Annotated in this window: 18 protein-coding genes, 1 tRNA gene and 1 pseudogene; 3 read left to right on the forward strand and 17 right to left on the reverse strand. The window is 44.7% G+C overall.

What is annotated here, in order from left to right; genetic code table 11:
• Positions 1-10 precede the first annotated feature (10 nt).
• From fabG to FXV78_RS18760, 6 genes are all read right to left on the reverse strand, one after another.
• The gene (gene fabG, locus FXV78_RS03230; RefSeq protein WP_004842535.1) at positions 11-751 is read right to left on the reverse strand and encodes a 3-oxoacyl-[acyl-carrier-protein] reductase; all 741 of its coding nucleotides are present in this window, start codon (positions 749-751) and stop codon (positions 11-13) included.
• On the reverse strand, positions 745-1,665 hold the full coding sequence (gene fabD / locus FXV78_RS03235; protein ID WP_004842533.1) for an ACP S-malonyltransferase: 921 nt from the start codon (positions 1,663-1,665) through the stop codon (positions 745-747). The genes fabG and fabD overlap by 7 nt, the downstream gene beginning before the upstream one ends.
• On the reverse strand, positions 1,658-2,596 hold the full coding sequence (gene fabK / locus FXV78_RS03240) for an enoyl-[acyl-carrier-protein] reductase FabK (protein ID WP_004842531.1): 939 nt from the start codon (positions 2,594-2,596) through the stop codon (positions 1,658-1,660). Before fabK ends, fabD begins: the two co-directional genes overlap by 8 nt.
• Positions 2,597-2,612: 16 nt before the next feature.
• Positions 2,613-2,837: an acyl carrier protein gene (locus FXV78_RS03245; RefSeq protein WP_009245119.1), complete on the reverse strand. Its 225-nt coding sequence runs from the start codon at positions 2,835-2,837 to the stop codon at positions 2,613-2,615.
• A 17-nt stretch (positions 2,838-2,854) separates the two neighbouring features.
• Positions 2,855-3,817 (reverse strand): beta-ketoacyl-ACP synthase III, encoded by a 963-nt coding sequence (locus FXV78_RS03250; RefSeq protein WP_004842527.1) that lies wholly within the window; start codon positions 3,815-3,817, stop codon positions 2,855-2,857.
• A gap of 125 nt (positions 3,818-3,942) precedes the next feature.
• Positions 3,943-4,125 (reverse strand): hypothetical protein, encoded by a 183-nt coding sequence (locus FXV78_RS18760; protein ID WP_022037632.1) that lies wholly within the window; start codon positions 4,123-4,125, stop codon positions 3,943-3,945.
• Between FXV78_RS18760 and FXV78_RS18765 the strand changes: the two genes are divergently transcribed.
• The 3 genes from FXV78_RS18765 to FXV78_RS03265 all read left to right on the forward strand — a co-directional run bounded on the left by FXV78_RS18765 (position 4,103) and on the right by FXV78_RS03265 (position 6,115).
• A complete protein-coding gene (locus FXV78_RS18765; RefSeq protein WP_004842526.1) occupies positions 4,103-4,330 on the forward strand; it encodes a DUF3955 domain-containing protein in 228 nt (75 codons plus the stop codon). The two genes, FXV78_RS18760 and FXV78_RS18765, sit on opposite strands and share 23 nt — an antisense overlap.
• A 212-nt stretch (positions 4,331-4,542) precedes the next feature.
• A complete protein-coding gene (locus FXV78_RS03260) occupies positions 4,543-5,919 on the forward strand; it encodes an MATE family efflux transporter (RefSeq protein WP_004842518.1) in 1,377 nt (458 codons plus the stop codon).
• A gap of 112 nt (positions 5,920-6,031) precedes the next feature.
• Positions 6,032-6,115: transfer RNA gene (locus tag FXV78_RS03265), tRNA-Leu, on the forward strand.
• 530 nt (positions 6,116-6,645) lie between these two features.
• Here the strand turns inward: FXV78_RS03265 and FXV78_RS03270 are convergent.
• The 11 genes and pseudogenes from FXV78_RS03270 to FXV78_RS03320 form a co-directional block, all read right to left on the reverse strand.
• Positions 6,646-7,596 (reverse strand): beta-galactosidase small subunit, encoded by a 951-nt coding sequence (locus tag FXV78_RS03270; RefSeq protein ID WP_004842515.1) that lies wholly within the window; start codon positions 7,594-7,596, stop codon positions 6,646-6,648.
• A pseudogene (locus FXV78_RS03275) lies at positions 7,580-9,413 on the reverse strand (glycoside hydrolase family 2 TIM barrel-domain containing protein); the annotation flags it as partial. The gene FXV78_RS03270 and the pseudogene FXV78_RS03275, both read right to left, overlap by 17 nt.
• Before the next feature lie 95 nt (positions 9,414-9,508).
• Complete coding sequence (locus FXV78_RS03280; RefSeq protein ID WP_004842508.1) at positions 9,509-10,183, reverse strand: J domain-containing protein; 675 nt, start codon at positions 10,181-10,183, stop codon at positions 9,509-9,511.
• Positions 10,184-10,228: 45 nt separating this feature from the next.
• Positions 10,229-10,642, reverse strand: a complete 414-nt coding sequence (locus tag FXV78_RS03285) for a zinc ribbon domain-containing protein (RefSeq protein WP_004842506.1) — start codon at positions 10,640-10,642, stop codon at positions 10,229-10,231.
• 113 nt (positions 10,643-10,755) lie between these two features.
• Complete coding sequence (locus FXV78_RS03290) at positions 10,756-11,670, reverse strand: DUF4340 domain-containing protein (RefSeq protein WP_004842504.1); 915 nt, start codon at positions 11,668-11,670, stop codon at positions 10,756-10,758.
• A gap of 25 nt (positions 11,671-11,695) precedes the next feature.
• Positions 11,696-13,081: a DUF7088 domain-containing protein gene (locus FXV78_RS03295; RefSeq protein WP_004842502.1), complete on the reverse strand. Its 1,386-nt coding sequence runs from the start codon at positions 13,079-13,081 to the stop codon at positions 11,696-11,698.
• 12 nt (positions 13,082-13,093) lie between these two features.
• Positions 13,094-13,960 carry an ABC transporter permease gene (locus FXV78_RS03300; protein WP_004842500.1) on the reverse strand — a complete coding sequence of 289 codons (867 nt, stop codon included), beginning with the start codon at positions 13,958-13,960 and terminating at the stop codon, positions 13,094-13,096.
• Entirely contained in the window at positions 13,944-14,915 is a 972-nt protein-coding gene (locus tag FXV78_RS03305) for an ABC transporter ATP-binding protein (RefSeq protein WP_004842498.1), read from the reverse strand. The genes FXV78_RS03300 and FXV78_RS03305 overlap by 17 nt, the downstream gene beginning before the upstream one ends.
• 112 nt (positions 14,916-15,027) lie before the next feature.
• A complete protein-coding gene (locus FXV78_RS03310; protein ID WP_004842497.1) occupies positions 15,028-16,032 on the reverse strand; it encodes an SGNH/GDSL hydrolase family protein in 1,005 nt (334 codons plus the stop codon).
• 19 nt (positions 16,033-16,051) lie between these two features.
• Entirely contained in the window at positions 16,052-18,712 is a 2,661-nt protein-coding gene (locus FXV78_RS03315; RefSeq protein WP_004842495.1) for an AAA family ATPase, read from the reverse strand.
• The gene (locus tag FXV78_RS03320) at positions 18,713-19,867 is read right to left on the reverse strand and encodes an exonuclease SbcCD subunit D (RefSeq protein ID WP_004842494.1); all 1,155 of its coding nucleotides are present in this window, start codon (positions 19,865-19,867) and stop codon (positions 18,713-18,715) included.
• Positions 19,868-19,875 lie beyond the last annotated feature (8 nt).

A 19,875-nucleotide genomic window follows, 5' to 3' on the forward strand; every position in this document is an offset into this window, starting at 1 on the left:
TTCTCCTTTTCTACATTGCCATACCGCCATCCACATTCAATACCTGTCCGGTGATATATCCTGCTTTGTCTGATGCAAGAAACCAGACCGCTTCTGCCACATCTTCCGGATTTCCAAAACTCCCCAGCGGAATCTGACTTTTTGCATGATTCTGCACCTGTTCAGAAAGAACTTCTGTCATTTCTGTTTTGATAAATCCTGGAGCCACTGCATTGACTGTAATTCCTCTGGATGCGAGTTCTCTTGCCGCAGATCTGGTCAGCCCAATCACACCTGCTTTGGACGCACTGTAGTTTGCCTGCCCTGCATTTCCCAGAATACCGGATACCGAAGAAATATTGATGATCCGCCCTGACTTCTGACGAAGCATCTGCCTGGATGCAAACCGGATTCCGTTAAAGGTTCCCTTTAAATTCGTCTGAAGTACCGCATCATAATCGGATTCCGTCATTTTCATGAGCAGTCCGTCTCGCGTGATCCCTGCATTGTTAACCAGAATATCCAGTCTTCCATAAGTTTCTATCACATCTTTAAAAAATGCTTCACAGGCAGAAAAATCAGAAACATCACATCCATAGATTCCTGCATTTCCCCCTTGTTCTTTAATTGTTTGCTGCACCTGTTTTGCCTGTTCTTCATTGCCACGGTAATTGATGACAACAAAAACGCCCTCTTCTGCCAGTTTTTCTGCAATTGCTCTTCCTATTCCACGGGAAGCTCCTGTTACGACCGCCACTTTCTGTTCTAACATAATTCTTTTCCTGCTTTCTCAATATCTTCCCATGTGGAAACCTGATATACCTTCACATCACGGTTGATCTTCCGTAAAAATCCGGATAACGTACGTCCTGGTCCAATCTCTACAAAGGTATCCACACCCTGTCTAATCATCTCTTCCACACTCTGCTGCCAGCGAACCGGTGCTGCGATCTGCTGTATAAGCAATTCTTTTGTTTCCTCGATATCCGAAACATACCGCCCGGTCACATTCGTCACATACGGGATCTGAAGTGGTGAACATTCAATCTGATCCAGTACCTCTTTTAACTGTCCTGCCGCTTCCTGTAACATCGGAGAATGAAATGGACCACTGACGTTTAACGGAAGTACCCGTTTTGCTCCTGCATCCTTTAAAACTGCCCCTGCCTGCTCTACACTTTCTTTCCATCCGGTGATCACAATCTGCCCCGGGCAGTTATAGTTTGCAATACTCACTCCTTCAATTCCAGCGATCGCGGCTTCAATCTTTTCGGCATCCAGGCCAAGTACCGCAGCCATCGCGCCTTTTCCATCCGGAACGGCGTTCTGCATCAAAATGCCTCTCTTTCGAACTGCCAGGATCGCATCCTCGATCTGCATCCCTCCTGCCGAAGCAATGGCACAATATTCTCCCAGACTCAACCCTGCTGTTACATCCGGCTTCACACCGGCTTCACGCAGCACCTGCTCCATTGCCATACAGACCGTAACAAGTGCTGCCTGGGTATATTCCGTCTGATGAAGATTTTCATTTTCCTCAAAACACAAGGATTTCATATCCAGCTTCAGAAGCCCGGATGATCGGTCAATGATATTTCTCGCAATCTCGCTATGTTCGTAAAAATCTTTTCCCATTCCGGCTGTCTGCGCTCCCTGTCCGGGAAACATAAATGCTATTTTACTCATGCTTGGAAACTCCTTTTAACAATTTTTCTGCCTGCTCGGTGAGATTCTGTATGATCTCCTCACAGGAAAGTATCTCTTTTACCATTGCCGCAGACTGGCCTGCCATCACACTTCCATTTGTCACATCTCCGTCCACAACCGCTTTTCTAAGCCCCCCCAGCGTCAAAAGCTCCAGTTCTTCAAACGGAACCCCCGCCTGTTCTTTTTCCAGGTATATTTTTGTCATCTGATTGCGAAGCGCACGAACCGGATGCCCAGTGCTTCGTCCGGTGACTCTGGAATCAATATCTCTGGCTTTTATAATACAGTTTTTATAGTTTTCGTGAACCTGTGCTTCTCTGGATGCCACAAACCTGGTACCAATCTGTACCCCTTCTGCTCCCAGCATGAATGCCGCGGCCATCCCCCGTCCGTCTGCAATTCCACCGGCCGCAATGACCGGTACATTCACCGCATCGACTACCTGAGGTACCAGCACCATGGTCGTATTCTCGCCGATATGCCCGCCTGCTTCTGTGCCTTCTGCCACCAGTGCATCTGCTCCGCACCGCTCCATCCGCTTCGCAAGGGCAACAGACGCAACCACCGGAATCACTTTGATTCCAGCCTCTTTCCAGAGACTCATATATTTTTCCGGCGAACCCGCTCCCGTTGTCACAACCGGAACTTTTTCTTCTGCCACCAGCTCTGCCACTTCTTTCGCATAAGGGCTTATCAGCATAATATTGACGCCAAACGGCTTGTCGGTTCTTCTTTTCACTTCCTGAATCTGAGCGCGCACCCACTCGGCAGGCGCACTGGCTGCTCCGATGATCCCAAGCCCTCCGGCATTAGAAACTGCCGCTGCCAGATGACTCTCCGCAACCCAGGCCATACCTCCCTGTACAACAGGAGATTCAATCCCCAAAAGTGTGGTAATCTTTGTCTTCATGCCAGTATCCTTCCTTCTATTTGTGTGCTTCCAGATATTTTACAACGTCTCCTACTGTCTGAATCTGCTCCAGATCTTCCGACGGAATCTCTACCTCAAATGCTTCTTCAAACGCCATCACCATTTCAAACAGATCCAGAGAATCTGCTCCCAGATCTTCTTTAAAGGATGTCTCCTCTGTAATTGTTCCTGCGTCTGCTCCTAATGATTCTGCTGTAATTTCTTTGATTTTTTCTAACATAATTTTCTTCCTTTCTTTTACCATTCCAATAGACTTCCCGCCCAGGAAAGTCCTGCTCCAAATCCGGCAAGCACCAGCTTATCTCCCTTTTTGAGCAATCCTTTTTTGTTCCACTCATCCAGAAGAATGGGAATACTTGCCGCTGAGGTGTTTCCGTATTCCTGCAGGTTCATGGGAAATCTCGAAATATCCACTCCGGTCCGCTTTGCCGCAGCCTCAATGATCCTTCTGTTCGCCTGATGTAAAAAGAAATACGAAATTTCTTCTTTTTGGATCTGGGCTTTTTCAAGCAGCTCTTCCACAATTTCCGGCACCCTCCTGACTGCAAATTTAAATACGCTTTGTCCGTCCATCTGAATGTACGCTGCCTTTGCTTCATCCGGATGATCCCAGTTTTTTCTGTGCCGGCTGCATCCTGTCAGAACATCTCCTTTTGCGCCGTCCGAATGCGCAGCCTGCACAAACAGACCTTCCTTCGATTCGCGAAGCACCACAGCTCCGGCCCCGTCCCCGAACAAAATGCAGGTACTTCTGTCACTCCAGTCCACCATATGTGACATACTGTCCACACCGATCACCAGCACTGTCCTGTAAATTCCTGCCTGAATGTACGCCTGTGCAGTCTGAAGCGCAAACAAAAATCCACTGCACGCCGCATTCAGATCAAATCCCGCCGCATGCTCTGCATGAATCTCTCTTTGTACCTCACATGCCGTGCATGGAAAAACGTTCTCGGGTGTGGAGGTTGCCACCAGGATCAGATCCACATCCTCCGCCGGGATGTCTGACTGTGCAAGTGCTCTTTTCGCCGCCTCTGCCGCCATATACGAAGTCGTCTCATTCTCTGCAAGATGTCTTCTTGCAATTCCCGTCCGCTCGCGAATCCAGGCGTCATTCGTATCCACCAGATTTGCCAGCTCGTCATTTTCTACAATTCTGGCCGGCACATAGGAGCCGGTTCCGCATATTCTTCCTGTCATCTTTCTTCTCCATTATTTTTGTTTCAAAATATTTTTACTTTAAAATACTTTGATAGTCAAACTATATCACAAAAAATAAATTTGTCAATCCTGTTTTTTCATTTTTAACAGTAACCAATAAACTGTCACTCTCCCCTTTTCAAATTGAAAACAATTGTAATATTTCCACGCATACCGTATAATAGCCCTTGGTATTTTCTGCGCATTGCAAGCAACTCTTGCTTGCTAAAAAACGGCAATTCATTTACATTGATTACAAATTCAAGCGAAACAAGAAGAGCAAAAATGAATCTAATTTCTATTGCCATTGGCGGAATCTTCCTTTGCTTTGGAATCTCCTGTATTTTTCTAAAAGCTGTGTCAGTAGAATATATTGATACACAGGGGATTTTACATGAAAACTTTTTCTTACTGCCTGTTGGATTTTTATGTTTATTCTGCGGTTTTATCACATTTCTTACAATCGGCATAAGAAATATCTTCTGCAGAATAAAAAAGAAATTTTGTTCTTAGATACAGGAAGGCTGTGACTCCAAACAAGTCACAGCCTTATTACGTTAAAATCTTTCTTCCTAATCCGATCCATACACCCATACACTTCCAGTTCATAAATTCTGACTGCAATATCGGATCCCTGGGTCGGTTTTTCAATGGTTGCTCCATCTTGCACACAAAAATTTTTTGCCCTATAATAAAATGTAAACATTTTCAGGAAGGGGATTTATATGAATTCGATACAAAAAGAAAATCCGCTGGGTTATGAAAAACTGCCAAGGCTGCTGAAATCTTTTGCAGTCCCAAGCATTATCGCAATGCTTGTCAGTTCTTTGTATAACATCGTAGACCAGGTATTTATCGGCCAGGGAGTCGGCTATCTCGGTAATGCAGCTACTAATGTTGCGTTTCCTCTGACCACCATCTCTCTTGCCATCGCACTTCTGATCGGCATCGGAAGTGCTTCACTGTTTTCCCTGAATCTGGGAGCCGGCAAAAAAGAGGACGCCGCGCAGGTCGTAGGGACTGCATTTACAATGATGCTTGTCTTTGGTGTGATCTACGCCGTACTGATCGAGATTTTTCTCGTTCCGCTGCTCACCGCATTCGGTGCAACAGCCGAAATCATGCCATATGCCAAAGAATACACCCGGATCACCGCAATCGGTATGCCGTTTCTGATTGTCAACAATGGGATGAGCAACCTCGCCCGGGCAGACGGAAGTCCGAAATTTTCCATGACCTGTATGCTGATCGGTGCGATCATCAACACCATACTGGATCCGGTCTTTATTTTTATCTTTAAACTGGGAGTTGCAGGTGCTGCGTGGGCAACGATCATCGGACAGATTGTATCCTGTCTGGTTGCCGTCAGCTATTTAAAGCGATTCCGAAATGTGGAACTAAAAGCGCATTATTTCCGGCTTCACAGAAAGCTTTGTTTAAAAATCGCTTCCCTCGGCATGAGCAACAGTTTAAATCAGGTAGCGCTCACATTTGTACAGATCGTACTGAATAATTCACTGACCTATTATGGAGCACTTTCTCCTTACGGAAAAGAAATCCCGCTGGCAGCTTGTGGAATTGTTATGAAAACAAATGCGATCCTGCTGGCAGTCATCATCGGGATCTCTCAGGGCTCCCAGCCAATCATCGGGTTCAACTACGGTGCAAAACAGTATGATCGTGTCCGCGGCGTTTATAAACTGGCAATTCAGTGTAATCTGGTCATATCTCTGATTGGATTTCTTTTGTTCCAGCTGTGTCCACGCCAGATTATCTCCCTGTTCGGAACGGGAGATGCTCTTTATTTTGAGTTTGCCGTCAAATTTATGCGGATTTTCCTGTTTATGGTCCTCTTAAACGGCGTACAGTTATTATCATCCAATTTCTTTGCCGCAATCGGAAAACCAGTCAAAGGAATGCTGCTCTCCCTCACCCGTCAGGTTTTCTTCCTGATACCGCTGCTTTTCATTCTTCCGCTGTTTTTGGGAATCGACGGAATTATGTATGCGGGACCGGTAGCTGATGCCATTGCGTTCCTTACTTCTGTGTTCTTGATTTCACGCGAAATGAAGAAGATGAAACTGGCAGAAATAGCTAAATAATATGAATAATTCAAAAAAATAAAAAAATTTAGATTTTTTTGAATTTAGGGGTTTACAAATCGATTCCACTATGGTATTATACATCTTGTCAGGCGGACAGCCGACAAGAAACGCGGAAGTGGCGGAATGGCAGACGCGCTAGATTCAGGTTCTAGTGGGAGTTAATCCTGTGAGAGTTCAAGTCTCTTCTTCCGCACTGGATGAAAGACATTCGAGAGATCGAATGTCTTTTTTGTAATTTACCAATTTACTATTTTTCAATCTTTCCACTTCATCTCACATTGTACCTTCTATTATTTTATGATATTCTAAAAAAGAACATATGATATTAATTTTTCTCAATATGAATGGATGTGAATAATCATGACTACACGCAATTTTTATTGCGGAATCTGGAGTCTGTGCCTGATCCTGATTTTATGCCAAAAACCACTCCCCGCTTTTTTCGTTACAGCAGGAAATATCATCGGCGTCGTGATCGGACAATTCCTCGGTGATTTAATCCAGACAGAGAATATCAAAAAAAATCACAGATACTATGAATCCACAACAAATCTATGAACTGTACAATCATCCCGGAGTACCTCTGTGGCTGCTTGTCATCGTACTTTTTCTTATACTCGGTTTGATTACTGACTTATTTTTCAACAAATTTCATAAAAAGAGGGTATCACACGATCATCAAATCTGATGCTCGTGTGATACCCTCGCTCTCTATGTGCTCCTCTATTCTATCACAAACTCATAGACAATATCCTTTTGTGCACTGATGCGATACGGATCTTCCACATCACTGCCCCAACTGTCAATACCACCTACTCCACGTACTGATCCGCAGATGCAGACTACGGTTCTCCGCGGCAATGGAAGTTCTTCCTGATGCGTTGCATTTTCCAACTCTTCTGACGTATATGGGAGACAGGAAAATCCAAACTTTTCGCCGCATGCACGAAACGTAAGGCCGAATGTTTCTTCTGACGTATCCGAATTATTCAGCGTATCCTTTCGATATACCGTAACACATTCTGTCTCCATATGCATCCCGCATTCCTGGGGAACCAGATATGGCGTGACCGGAAGACCTTCCACTTCATATCTTCCATAAATTCCTCCCGCCATTCTGTCCGGATATGTTTCTCCTGACAGACCCTCATAGCAATATCCGACTGCCTTTGTCGGCATAATAAACCGCATTCCAAATACCGGCAGTTCCGGCAGTCCTTCTTTTCCATGATAATGAGCCAAAACATGTATTTTCCCATCTGCATGGACTGTATAGCTTACATCCACTGTAGTCGCAGGAACTGTGATGGTTTCATAGGTATATGTAAGCACCGCCTCCTGTACATATTCCTGATTGCTGTACACATTATTTTCCGGAGCATTGTGATTTTCTACCGCTTCTCCATCTGCCAAAAGCCGGAAACCGATACACTTTCGAAACTGATCTGCCCCCAGCCACATTCCTGATCTTAAAGGGAATCCGTTTCCTCTGTCATTATCCGTAGTCGCTCTCCAGAATGTGGGATACGGAGTTCGATACAGCCATTCCTTTCCTGCTTTTACAAGGGATTCCATTCCCCCTGTCTGTTTTGAGAAAATATAATGAAAATCCTCCCCATGAATTCCAACCGTCACATCTCCGAAGACGATTCTAAGTTTATTTCTGGAGTCCATAATAATATTTCACCTCCTGCATTGCCGGTTTTTCTGTTCGATCTGCAAATACGATTCCGTTTCCCGAAAATTCATAATCCGACGGACGGTCATCAAAATCTCCCCCATATCGAAGTACTTCACGACCGGTAATCTCATCTTTTACCAAAAGTGCCTGATCTATATAATCCCAAATGAAACCACCCTGATATTTTTCATACTGATCCAGCAGATCGATATACGATTTCATACCCCCAAGTGAGTTTCCCATATCATGCATATATTCACACAGGATAAACGGTTTTTTCGGCTCATTTTCCAGATATTCCCGAACACGTCCCGGCGGTGCATACATCTGGCTCTCTACATCGGAAATATTGTCTTCATAGTCTCTGTTTTGAAATACTCCTTCATAATGAACGAGACGCCCCAGGTCTCTCTTTTTATAATACGCATTCATTTCTTTGAGTACCTCTCCTGCATAGGATTCATTTCCAAGAGACCAGAATAACACAGATGTATGATTTTTAAACATTTCAAAATTCGATTTTACCCGATCCAAAACAACATCCTGCCAAAGCTCCACACTTCCCGGTACATTCCAGGACGGCTCAACCGATCCCATCTTCTGCCAGGATCCGTGACTTTCCAGATTTACCTCTGCCATCACATAAATTCCAGCTTCATCGCAGCGATAATACCAGGTTGTACGATCCGGATAATGACAGGTACGAACCGCATTGATATTGTTGCGTTTCATACATTCAATATCATAAATCTCATCGTTCTCTGAAATACATCTTCCACTTTTTGCATTCCACTCATGTCGGTTCACACCGTTTATGATCAGCCGTCTTCCATTTAGTTTTATTTTTCCATCCTCAATGCAAATCATTCGAAATCCCACCTGATAAGGAATGATCTCTATGAGATCTCCCTGTCCGTCAAAGATTCGGATTTCCACCTGATACAGCTTCGGATCATCACAATTCCAGAGTTGTACAGGTTCGTTGATCGTAAGATCCGCTCTGAAACTTTCTGATACGGAAGCTTCTTCTTTTGCAATCATCTGATGACCATCCAACAGACATATCTCTGCTCTGGCATCCGCATAGGATACGGTCTTTCCCTTTGTTGTTTTCAATTCTATTTCCATCGACGCCTGTCTGCCGTCCAGTGCACACTTTGGACGAATCCACAGATCAGACACATGTATATCCGGCAGTCCATATAAATTTACATCTCTGAACAATCCAAAGAATCGGAAAAAGTCCTGGTCTTCCAGAAAAGCCGCCGTACTTCGTTTATGTACCTCCACACACAGACGATTTCCGGTTTCTTTTACATACGGTGTAATGTCAAATTCAGACACGGTAAAACTGTCCTCCGCATATCCCACAAACTCACCGTTTATCCATACGTAAATTGCCTGCTCTGCCCCTTCAAAACTTAAGATCACCCTTTTTCCGATCAAGGCTTCCTCCAGATCAAAAAAAACGGACATAAGAACCTGTGGGATTATAAGAAGCTTCGCTGAACATCCCCTCTCCGATATGATTGCACGTCCCCGCAGGTCGGCGATATTCATGTCCTTCCCAGGGATACATGGTGTTGATATAATGAATTTTGTCATATCCCGCCAGCTCTATATGCTGCGGAACCTGAACTTCATCAAATTCAGAAATATCATAGTCATTTTCATAAAAGGAAACCGGACGTTTTTTTGCATTCACTGAATATTGGAATTTCCAGATTCCATTCAATGACTGTTTTAATGTTTCCTGTTTGTCCTGATACGATTTTTCACTTTCAAAAAATCTGTGGTCACTGTTTTCATCATAATCTCAATGGTCTGATTAGTCAATAACCTCTCCTCCTGTCCCTTCATCCAAAAAAAGAACCCCGTCTCCGGGATTCTTCTTCCACTCTTATTCTAAATATAGCCGCCGTATCCTCCGCCGCTGTAACCTCCACAGCACAAGCCGCTTCCGCCGCAGCACAGATTGCACATCATATTTGCAATACACAGCTTCATACACCAGTCTCCGCCTACAGAACTTGGATATCCATACATACTCTGTCTCTGCTGATACCAGCCTCCGCCGCCCTGCAGCCGCTGCAGAAGCATCTGATACTGCATGTTCTGCGGCTCCAGCCGGACTGCTTCTTTTGCATGTTCCAGCGCCGTCACGTTATTGCCCACACCGGAGTTCGCCGATGCACTGTAGAAATACCACAGCGCTCCACGCTCTTTGATACTGTTTAATACATTGAGCGCCTCCGTATAATGTCCGCTCTGAATATAGTTTGCAGCCGCTCTTAAGTACTGGCTGTTCTCATCCCCGGCATCTGTTCTCTGCTGATTCTGATACCAGCCGCCATATCCCGCACTGCTTCCCGCTCCGGAGGAATATCCACGGGAACGCTCATCCATGATCTGCTGATATGCCTGCTGTACTTCTTTAAACTTCACTTCCGCTTCTTCTTTCAGCGGATTATTAATATTGGCATCCGGATGATACTTTCTGCTCAGTGCCCGGTACGCCTTTTTGATTTCTTCGTCAGAAGCATCTTGTGATACTCCCAACACATGATATGGATCTGTCATTGTCCTTTGTCTGCTCCCCTTTATGTTCTATCCCTTTATGTAATCTCAGCTCTTCTTGATAAATGTTGTCCCGCACTTCGGACAGCGGATCTCTATCTTTCCTTTGCCTCTCGGAATCCGGATTTTCTGCTTGCATCCCGGACAGGTATAGATATGATAATCCTTTCTCTGCGCCATCAGATTTTTCTGACTTTTGAAAAATCCGCGTATCTTCGCTGTCTTGTTCAGGAATCTTACGTTCTCATCATAACGCTTTCTCACATTTCTGGAAAACATCCGGAAATATGCATAAATGAGACATCCCCAGCCAAGCAGGTAAAATACCATTCCTATCACATGGTCTCCTGAAAAGACAGGTGCAAAAAATGCCAGAACCAATCCCAACACCAGCAAAACCTTGCCGAGCGTATCCAACACTCCGTATCGTCCCTGCATAAATCTCATAAATTTTTCTTTCATTGTATCGATTACCGCCTTTTCTTAAATATAGAAAACATTGTCTCTCGTTTTTATCCGGCTGTCAATAAAGCAATCCTTAAATTACTATAAACTTTATGGCAGCCGGTTGTTTCTTAAGATTCTGTATCCTGATTCAGCATATTCTTACACTTCTCATTTTCCACAAGATACACGATCTTTGAATCGGAAAGCATCACATACCGGTTTCCGTTTCCGTCCTCTTTTCCAAAATACAATGTCACGGTCTTTTCTTTCTTGTTATTTGTATATGTCACGGTTTCCGTTGTCCGGCTCTGCTCATCCAGTCCGTACTTACTCAAGTCGTTCTCTTCCACGGAATAGTCAGCTGCATCCTTCAATGTAAGGACTCCAAGCCCTCCCGCGATTGTTGCCATACTCTTGGCATCATCGTCATTCTCTGAACTGTACTCTGTTTTCTCTGTGCCCTGACTGATGACAACCTTTTTCAGATTACCGCTTCCAATCGTAGGGAATGTATCAAGCTGTGCCATGTCTTCCATACTGTACTGAAGATCTTCAATAACACCGGTGCTCACCGTATAGATTTCTTTTTTCTCATTCAATGTCAGATAATAAGAGTCTCCTGTTACATTTCCGAAATATAATGTTGTCTCATTGCCGTCCTGATCGGTGAGAACTACCGTATATGCCGGATCCTCCAGACCATATGCTTCCAGAGAATCCCCATCTTCCAGCTTTCGGTCTGCCTCAAGCTTCCGGAATGTTTTTTCCATCTTTTTCGGATAGCTTTGAGCCAGCGGAAAATCTTTGTCATTCTTGTCGTACCATGTACCGTCTTCTTTTACAAGCTGGATTTCTCCATTTCCCACGTCAAACTGAATCTCAGAAAGCTTTCCTAAATCTGTGACATAGATTTTTTTTGCCTCTTCTTCCTTCTGCTTGCTTTTTTCCTGATTCTTTCCGATCACAACCACGCCTGCATAGACCACGAGCAGTACTGCAAGCACAAGCAGCAGGATCAGTAAAGGATTTCTTTTTTTCTTCATTGTCCACCTCTCTCCTTTTGGTTTTCTATGCTTTTCTACGCTTCATCCAAACTGCAAATCCTGACAGAAGAATTCCAAGCGGAAGGATAAAGATCACAAGAAGACTAAGAAGTCCTGCATGCTGCATCGTATTGTAGACCGGTGTCAGACTTTTCGCTTCGATCGACAGATCCTTCGCCCCGTCAAAATTCGCAGCCACTGCATTCATAAACAGTTTTGTATTTTCAAGCTGCGGGAATGTATCTGTAATCTCCGAAGCAATCAGACTTCCTGCGCTGATCACGGTAAACCGGGAGGAATCTTCCACTGCCACGGCGCCAAGCACATAGCTTCCTGCCTGACTCTGACTGTCTTCTGTGACTGCATACGCATTATCTGATGTAGTCATAAAGGATGTCGTAGAAATACTGTCACGCTCCGGATCTGTCAAGGTCATTCCGTGTGTATTCAGAAGCAGAACCATCTGCGATTCCATTCCGTCTGTCAGATCGCCTGATGCAGTCAGCTGCGGGAAGAAGCAATAGTAATTATTCTGATAGCTTCTCTGTGTATCTGCAATATAACCGTCTGCAGCTTCCATTCCGTATGTTTTCATGATCGATGCAAGATTCGGAAGCTCTGTGCTGTTCGTATCTCCCAAAAGAAGCATCATCTTACCGCCGTCTTTTAAATATGACTCCACGGAATTTTTCTCATCTGCAGTAAGATCCGAGGTCGGAGCATACATCAGAAGCAATTCGCAGTCATCCGGAATTTCCGGATTCATGACCGTGTTTAATCCTTCCAGCGTATAATTATTTTTATCCATCAGATCCTGAATTGTAGAAGACAATGTCGTCTCGCCATGTCCGGATGTCTGATAAATTTTGCGTACCACATCACTCGTTACGTAATTCACCGCACTGCTTAACTGTCCTTCTCCGTCAAATTTCGTCTCCGATGCACTTCCTGTGTAATAGTAGGAAGACATATCCGTAACAATGATATCACTGAAAGAAACTACTTTTTTCTTTCCGGTATCCTGGCATGAGACTACAATACTGTTTTCGGACGCATCATTTTCTGTCAATGCCGAAGGATGCAGCACCGGATCGATCCATTCCACAGAAATTTTAGAAGACAATGCCGAATACTTACTTAAAAATGTAACGATTCTTTCATCGGTCTCTTCTTTGTTTGCCAACACTGTAAATTTCACTTTGTGATCCATGTTCTTGAGCAGCTTTTTGCTGGTCTTGGAAATCTCATAAATTTTTGTACTGCTGACATCCAGATTTTTATATTTTTCCGGAATCTGTCCTGCGATCAGATTGACGATCACGATGATCGCAATGACCAAAGCCGTGATTCCCACACTGTATGAACCATTTCTGGACTCTGACGATCTGAATAAATTCTTAATTTTCTGCATATCTCGCTCCTCCTAACTCCAACGCCTTTTCTGAATTGTCTGTATCGTCAGAAATACAAATATGATCAGTATCGATACATACAGAAGCAATCCGCTGACATCCACAATATTGCTGGACGAAATATTCATAAAGACATCCGCAAGAGCAATCCGTCCCAGGAGTTTCGTCAAAAGATTCTCATACAGACTGGATTTCACAAAATATACGATCAGCGCCGCCGCAATTCCCACTGCTTCAATTCCGGCCGCAAGCATCCAGTTTTTCGTCATATGATAAATATAAACAACGATCAGTGTCAGGATCAAAAGGATTCCGATCATTCCGCTGAGCGCCGAGCCTGGCAGAAAAGACAAGATTCCGTCCCACAAATACAACAAAAGCAAAATTCCGAACGTACTGATAAATGCAATGATCTGGCTCTCTGTCAGAGACGACATAAACATCCCGATCGCCAGATACACACATCCCAACAGGAAGAATACCGCAATGGAGCTGTAATCTACCAGAAGATATGCCGTTCCCTGCAGTTTGATCAAAAGCGGGAACAGGCAGAAGATCACATTCGGAACTGCCAGTACTGTCACCATGGCGAAATATTTGCCAAGCACTACTTTTGTCAGACTTACCGGCGCTGTCAAAAGCAGCTGATCTGTTTTTGTTTTCCGCTCTTCAGAAAAACTCCGCATCGTCAGAAGCGGGATCCCGACCAGAAATACGATCAGGGAGCCTGAGAGTGTGTAGGAGAAGTAAGGATACCCCGCATTCAGATTGTATGCCATAAAATAAATTCCCGTAAACATCACCAGAAACGCAATAAATACGCACCCTGTCATGGAATGAAAATAGGACTTCAGTTCTCGTTTATAAATTGCCAGCATTTGTCCGTTCCTCCTCTCCGACTGCATCGTTTTGTGTCAGTTCCAAAAATACTTCTTCCAGGCTTATCCTTGAAGTCTGCAACTCCAACAGAGGACATTCATTTTTTGCAAACGCAAAGAAAAGCGCTTCCCGGATATCACATCCGCCTTCCGTCTGTATTCTGGCACTGCATGTTTTGTCCGCCCGTTCCTGGGTATGGATATTACTGATATGCTCTACATTTAACAATATCGCCCGAACCTCGGCTGCACTGGCTTTTGCCAGAATCTCCACAGTTTCGGTTCCGCTCATCTTTTCCTCCAGTCTGTCCGGTGTATCACTTGCCACCAGTTTTCCCTTGGATATGATCAGAATGTAATCGCACACTTCCCGTATCTCAGCCAGAATATGCGAGCTTAAAATAACGGTATGTTTTTTTGCAAGTTCCCGGATCAGCTCACGGATCTCAATGATCTGCTTCGGATCCAGACCGACTGTCGGTTCATCCAGAATGATGATCTCCGGAAATCCGAGGATTGCCTGTGCAAGCCCCACTCTCTGCCGGTATCCTTTGGACAGATTGCGGATCAGACGCAGCTTTACATCCTCAAGTTTTGCCATTTGAATCACCTCATCGATGGCAGACTCTCTCTGCTGTTTCGGAATCCCTTTTAGTTCTGCAGCAAATTCCAGATATTCCATCACCTGCATATCCACATAAAGCGGCGGTATTTCCGGCAGATATCCGATGTGCTTTTTTGCCTCATTTGGCTCCTTTAAAATATCATGTCCGTCAATCAGTACTTCTCCCTCTGTGGCTCCAAGATACCCCGTCATAATATTCATCGTGGTAGACTTTCCTGCCCCGTTTGGACCTAAAAAACCATAGACCTGCCCTTTTTCAATCTTGAAATTCAGGTGGTCTATGGCCATATGATTTCCGTATTTTTTCACAAGGTTCTTTACTTCTATCAAAATCTCGTCCTCCTACTCCCTGCTTTTTACAGGATTTCCCTGTTTTATAAGATAAGACGATACCAGAACTTTGTGAAGTTTTTGTGTTATAACTGTGATATAGTTTTGTACTTTATTTATGCCTGTTTTCTTTCCTATTTTTCTGCAAAAATCTGACACCGCCCAGCATGACTGCTGCCAGGATCAGACAGATGCCCCATTTCTCAGGTCTGATCTGTGACTGTTTCTCCTCCGGGATTTCTTCCACTTTCACGGCGGTTCCGTCTACCTGACTTTTGGGCATATTTCTTTCATACCCTGTAATCTGCGCCCGCACAATTTCGGCGATCAGATCCTGTCCTGCCTGATCCGGATGCAGTCCGTCCTTCTGGACATGCTTTGTCACCTGTGAATTCGCCAGATCTGCAATCTGATATCCGTACTCGCTGCTTCGCTTTTCCAGAATCCGGTTCATATTCCCGATGATATCCTCCACGACCTGATTCATCGTTCCCGGAAGCTCCATTTGTTTCACCGGATTGTAAATGTTGGTCACTACGATCTGTGCCTCTTCTTTTTTACAGGAAGAAATGGTATCCATAGCCTCTATCCACTGTGTCTCAAATTCCTGATAATCCCAGTTTCCCAGAGCATCAATGATGCGAAAGATTAAAAGCGGATTACTTTTCACATGCTCTGTCACTTCTTTGAGCGCCTCATCCGCACTTTTAAATTTTGTATCCGTATTCAAAATTTCCTGTGCGGTCTTCTTAAATTCATTCAGAAGATCATTGGATCCCATTGTGATCAAAATCACATCTGCCCCGGAAAGACTATCCTGCACTTCCTGCCCTTTCAACACCTTTTCGTTGAATTCTCGAGTGGCAAGTCCGTTTTTCGCATAATTCTGATACAAATATGATTTTCCTGCTCCCTGTGCGATTTCTTCTGCCACAGTCTGTCCATAACAGTAAAGCTCGGGTTTGTTTGCTCCGCAATATCCTTTTGCGATACTGTCACCCAACACTACAATCTGGATCGGCTCCGATGTGGCCTCTTTTGCATAGCTGCATGTCCCAAACACACTCAGAAAACAGACCGCTGCCAGAGCCACTGCCCTGACTGCTGTTTTTCTCATGTCGATCACTTCCTGTCTTTTATTCCATGAAATTCCACTTTACATGACTTCCATGCTCTGTTTTTTTTACTTCCAGCTGCCATTCGATCTGCTCTTTTAATTCATTGACATGTGAAATAATTCCCACAAGTCCTTTTTCTCCCGCCAGTTCTTTCAAAATCTGGATCGCCCGTTCTCTTGCCATGTCATCCAGAGATCCAAATCCCTCATCTACAAACATCGTCTCCAGACTCACTGCGCCCGCTGTATTTTGTACAATGTCCGCCAGCCCCAGTGCCATGGAAAGAGATGCCATAAACGATTCTCCCCCGGAAAGAGTTTTTACATCCCGCACCGAGTCATTGACCAGGTCATAAACATCCAGATCAAGTCCTGCCTGCGCCTGACTGCTCAGGCTTCCGATATCCCGGCACTGCAGGATAAATTCCTGTCCGGTCATTCTTGCCAGGCGCACATTCGCCGCATGAATGATCTGCCGGAAATACTGGCGCTGCACATAAGTCTCGAAGTCCAGCTTCACGCTTCCGCTTAGATTTCCATTGGCCGTACGGCTTAGATTCCCCATCATTTCGTATTGGCTGCGCAGCTTTTCGGCATCTGAAAAATCACAAATCAACGCTTTCCTTGCTCTCCGGTTGATCTCATTTCTTGTATGCAGCATCATACTTTCCTCTCTGCCAAGGCGCAGTTTTTCACGAATGATCGTCAGTTCTTGTTCCAGCTTCTCGATCGGTGCGATCTGTTTCCCCTCTGTCTGCTGTTTTAATGTCTCATACCGGGACGATACTTCTAAAAGAGCGGTTTCATACTTCTTTAAATTGGCTTCTCTCGCCTCCCGGCTTTTGATCCACTGCTTTGCCTGCTCGTACTCCTCTTGACTTTGAAAGTTCTGTTTTTGAAACTCTTTCCGAAAATATTCTTCCTCGTCTTTGACTTTCTTATTCCAGAGGATCAGCTGGGATTTTTTGCTTTCTGCCTGTCCCAGAATCCGGCTTTTCTCCTGCGTCAGCTTCTGATAATGATCCTGTGCATTTTTGAACGAAGACTGGAGTTTTTTTAAATCTTCTGTAAGCTTACGAAGAGCATTTTCTGCTTCTTTTTCATCAAAATCCGTTTCTGTTTTTCCTTCTTTTTCCAGAAATCCGACAATCATGGACTGTTCTGACTCCAGTCTTCCCTTCACTGCCTGAAACCGTTCCAAAACTTCTGTACGCTCTTTTTCTGCCTGATCCCGCATTGCTTTTGCACGCTCCACCTGCTCTTTTTTTGGTGCGCCTCCGGATAATACCGCTTTTTTCGGATGACTGCAGGAACCGCACACCGGACAGGGTTCTCCCTCCTGCAGCTCTCTTGCAAGAATGCCCGCCTGTTCTTCAAAGTATTTCTGATATAACCGCTCATATCTCTGTGAGGTTTCCTGACATTTTTTCATACAGTCCTGCATATCCTGTTCTGACTTTTGATACTGTTCCTTCAGACTGTGAACCTGTTTCAATTTCGGAAGTATTTCCTGGATCCTGAGGATCTGTTCCTGGATCTTCGGCTCTTCTTTTTTGGAAAGTGCCTCTCTTTCCTGATACAATGCACCTGCGCTTTCCAAATCTTTTGCCTGCTGTTTCAGCTTTTCTTCAAGCTCTTGGGACTCTTTCTTCAGATTGGCGCATTCTGCCTTTGTTTTCTGCAATTGTTCTTCTGCTGCAGCCGCCTTCTCTGCGCGGATTGCTGCATGGATCTGTTTTCGCATTTCTTCCGCTTTGCTCTCCTGCCCCTTCAAGATCTCCAACTGTTCCCCGGTCTTTTTCAGCAGTTCAAACAGATGATTGGTATCCTGTCTGTTTTTCAATTCCATCTGTATCGCATCCGCACGTTTTTCTTCCTGTGCATTTTTCTTCTCCTGACTCTTCTCCTTTGCTTCCCCGGACTGACAGATTATTTCCACACAGTCCAGCACTTCTTTTTGAGGCGGCAGTTGAAGGCTCAGCAGCTGTTCCCAGACATCTCTTCTTTCATCATTCTGTGCAATCTGCACCCGTTCCATTTCCCGCCTGCAGTCCATGCTGTTTTTTTCCAACTGAATGTACAGCTCTTTTGCCTGCTCTTTCAGTGTGTCCTGAATCTTCCAGAAAATCCGTGTATGAAAAATTTTTGAAAAAATCTGCTTTCGTTCTTTTGATTCCGCATGCAAAAGCTTCAAAAAATCGCCCTGTGCGATCATAGCGATCTGGGTAAACTGATTGACATCCAGCCCGATGATCTCCTCTATCTTCAGATCGATCTCCTTTTTCTTTCCCTGAAATTCACTTCCATCCGGAAGAATCAGGCTGATCTTTGCAGTCTCTTTGACAAACTTTATTGTCCCGTCCGCATTCTTTCGTTTGGAAGGACGCAAATATTCCGGATTTCTTCGGACGGTATATTCCTGATCCCGGTACAGAAACTGAAACTCCACATATGTGTCTGTCTCGGAATCTGCATACTGGCTGCGCATCATGTTTCCGTCCCGCTTTCCTCCGCTGGTTCTTCCATAAAGTGCATAGGTTACGGCATCAAAGATGGTTGTCTTTCCGGCGCCGGTATCGCCCGTGATCAGAAAACATCCGTTTTGTATTCCTGTAAAATCGATTCTCTCCACTCCCCTGTAGGACCCAAAGGCAGACATTGTCAATTTGATCGGCTTCATCTATTCTTCCTCCATCTCTTCTGCGATCTTGTTCATCACCTGCTGCTCTTCTGCATTCAGCGCTCTTCCCTGCATCTCCTGAAAAAAGTCCCCGAAAATTTCAAGCGGAGATGCCATGCGCACAACTTCCGCATCTTTCATCAGCTTTTGCCTGGTGCGGGAATTATCCATACGTACCTCCAGAATGTGGGAAAATACCTTCTCCAGCTGTTCCTTCGGTCGATATGGATCTGTCTCATCCGTCAGTGTGATACTGACATAGTCCTCTTTCGCTTCCTCAGGAACAGTTTTCAACAATTCCTTTAGTGTTCCCCTGAACTTTTTCACATCCCTAAGCGGATGCAGTGGATAAGTCTCCACTTCCACAGGTGTGCCCTTCTCTTTCAGCGTCACCAGATGCAGAGATTTTGTCTGATTGCACTCACTGACAGAATATTTCAGCAGTGTCCCCGGATAACGCACAGACTCTCTTCCTACCTTCTGAGCGCTGTGCAGATGTCCCAGCGCCGCATAGTCAAATCGAAGAAGCGGCGTAACATCCACATTATCAATCCCTCCCACGGAGAAAATCTCTGAATCACAAGTCTCTGTGTTTTGACCTGCCCCGGTATAAAACTGATGCGTCACAATGACGTTTCTTTTGGTGGTATCAACCAGTTCTCTCTCCAGCAGCATCTGTACTGCCTTACTGTAGCTCTCCGGCATTTCTCCGTCAAACACGGTTCTTACATATCCCGGTTTCAGAAACGGGAGAAGATAAAAATCCACCTCTCCGTATTCATCCTGAAGTGTCACTTTTTTGAGAAATTCTTCCTGATTCTGCGGCAGTTTTCCTGCAATGTAAATCCCCTTTTGCCCAAGAATTCCACTGGCATAGTCAATCCTTTGCGCGGAATCATGGTTTCCGCTGATGATCAGGATCGGAATTTCCGGTTTCAGTGCAGAAAGTGCAGTCAAAAACCAGTCAAAAATCCCCACCGCCTCAGCAGATGGTACAGACTTATCATACACATCCCCTGCGATCACGATTGCATCCGGTCTCAGCATTCTGGCATACTCCACCACTTCCCCCAGAATATGCTCCTGATCTTCTTTTAAATTGTACTGATGAAGCTGTCTGCCGATGTGCAGATCTGACAAATGGATAAACCTCATCTTCTATT

It is taken from the genome of Mediterraneibacter gnavus ATCC 29149, assembly GCF_008121495.1.
Taxonomy (GTDB): domain Bacteria; phylum Bacillota; class Clostridia; order Lachnospirales; family Lachnospiraceae; genus Mediterraneibacter; species Mediterraneibacter gnavus.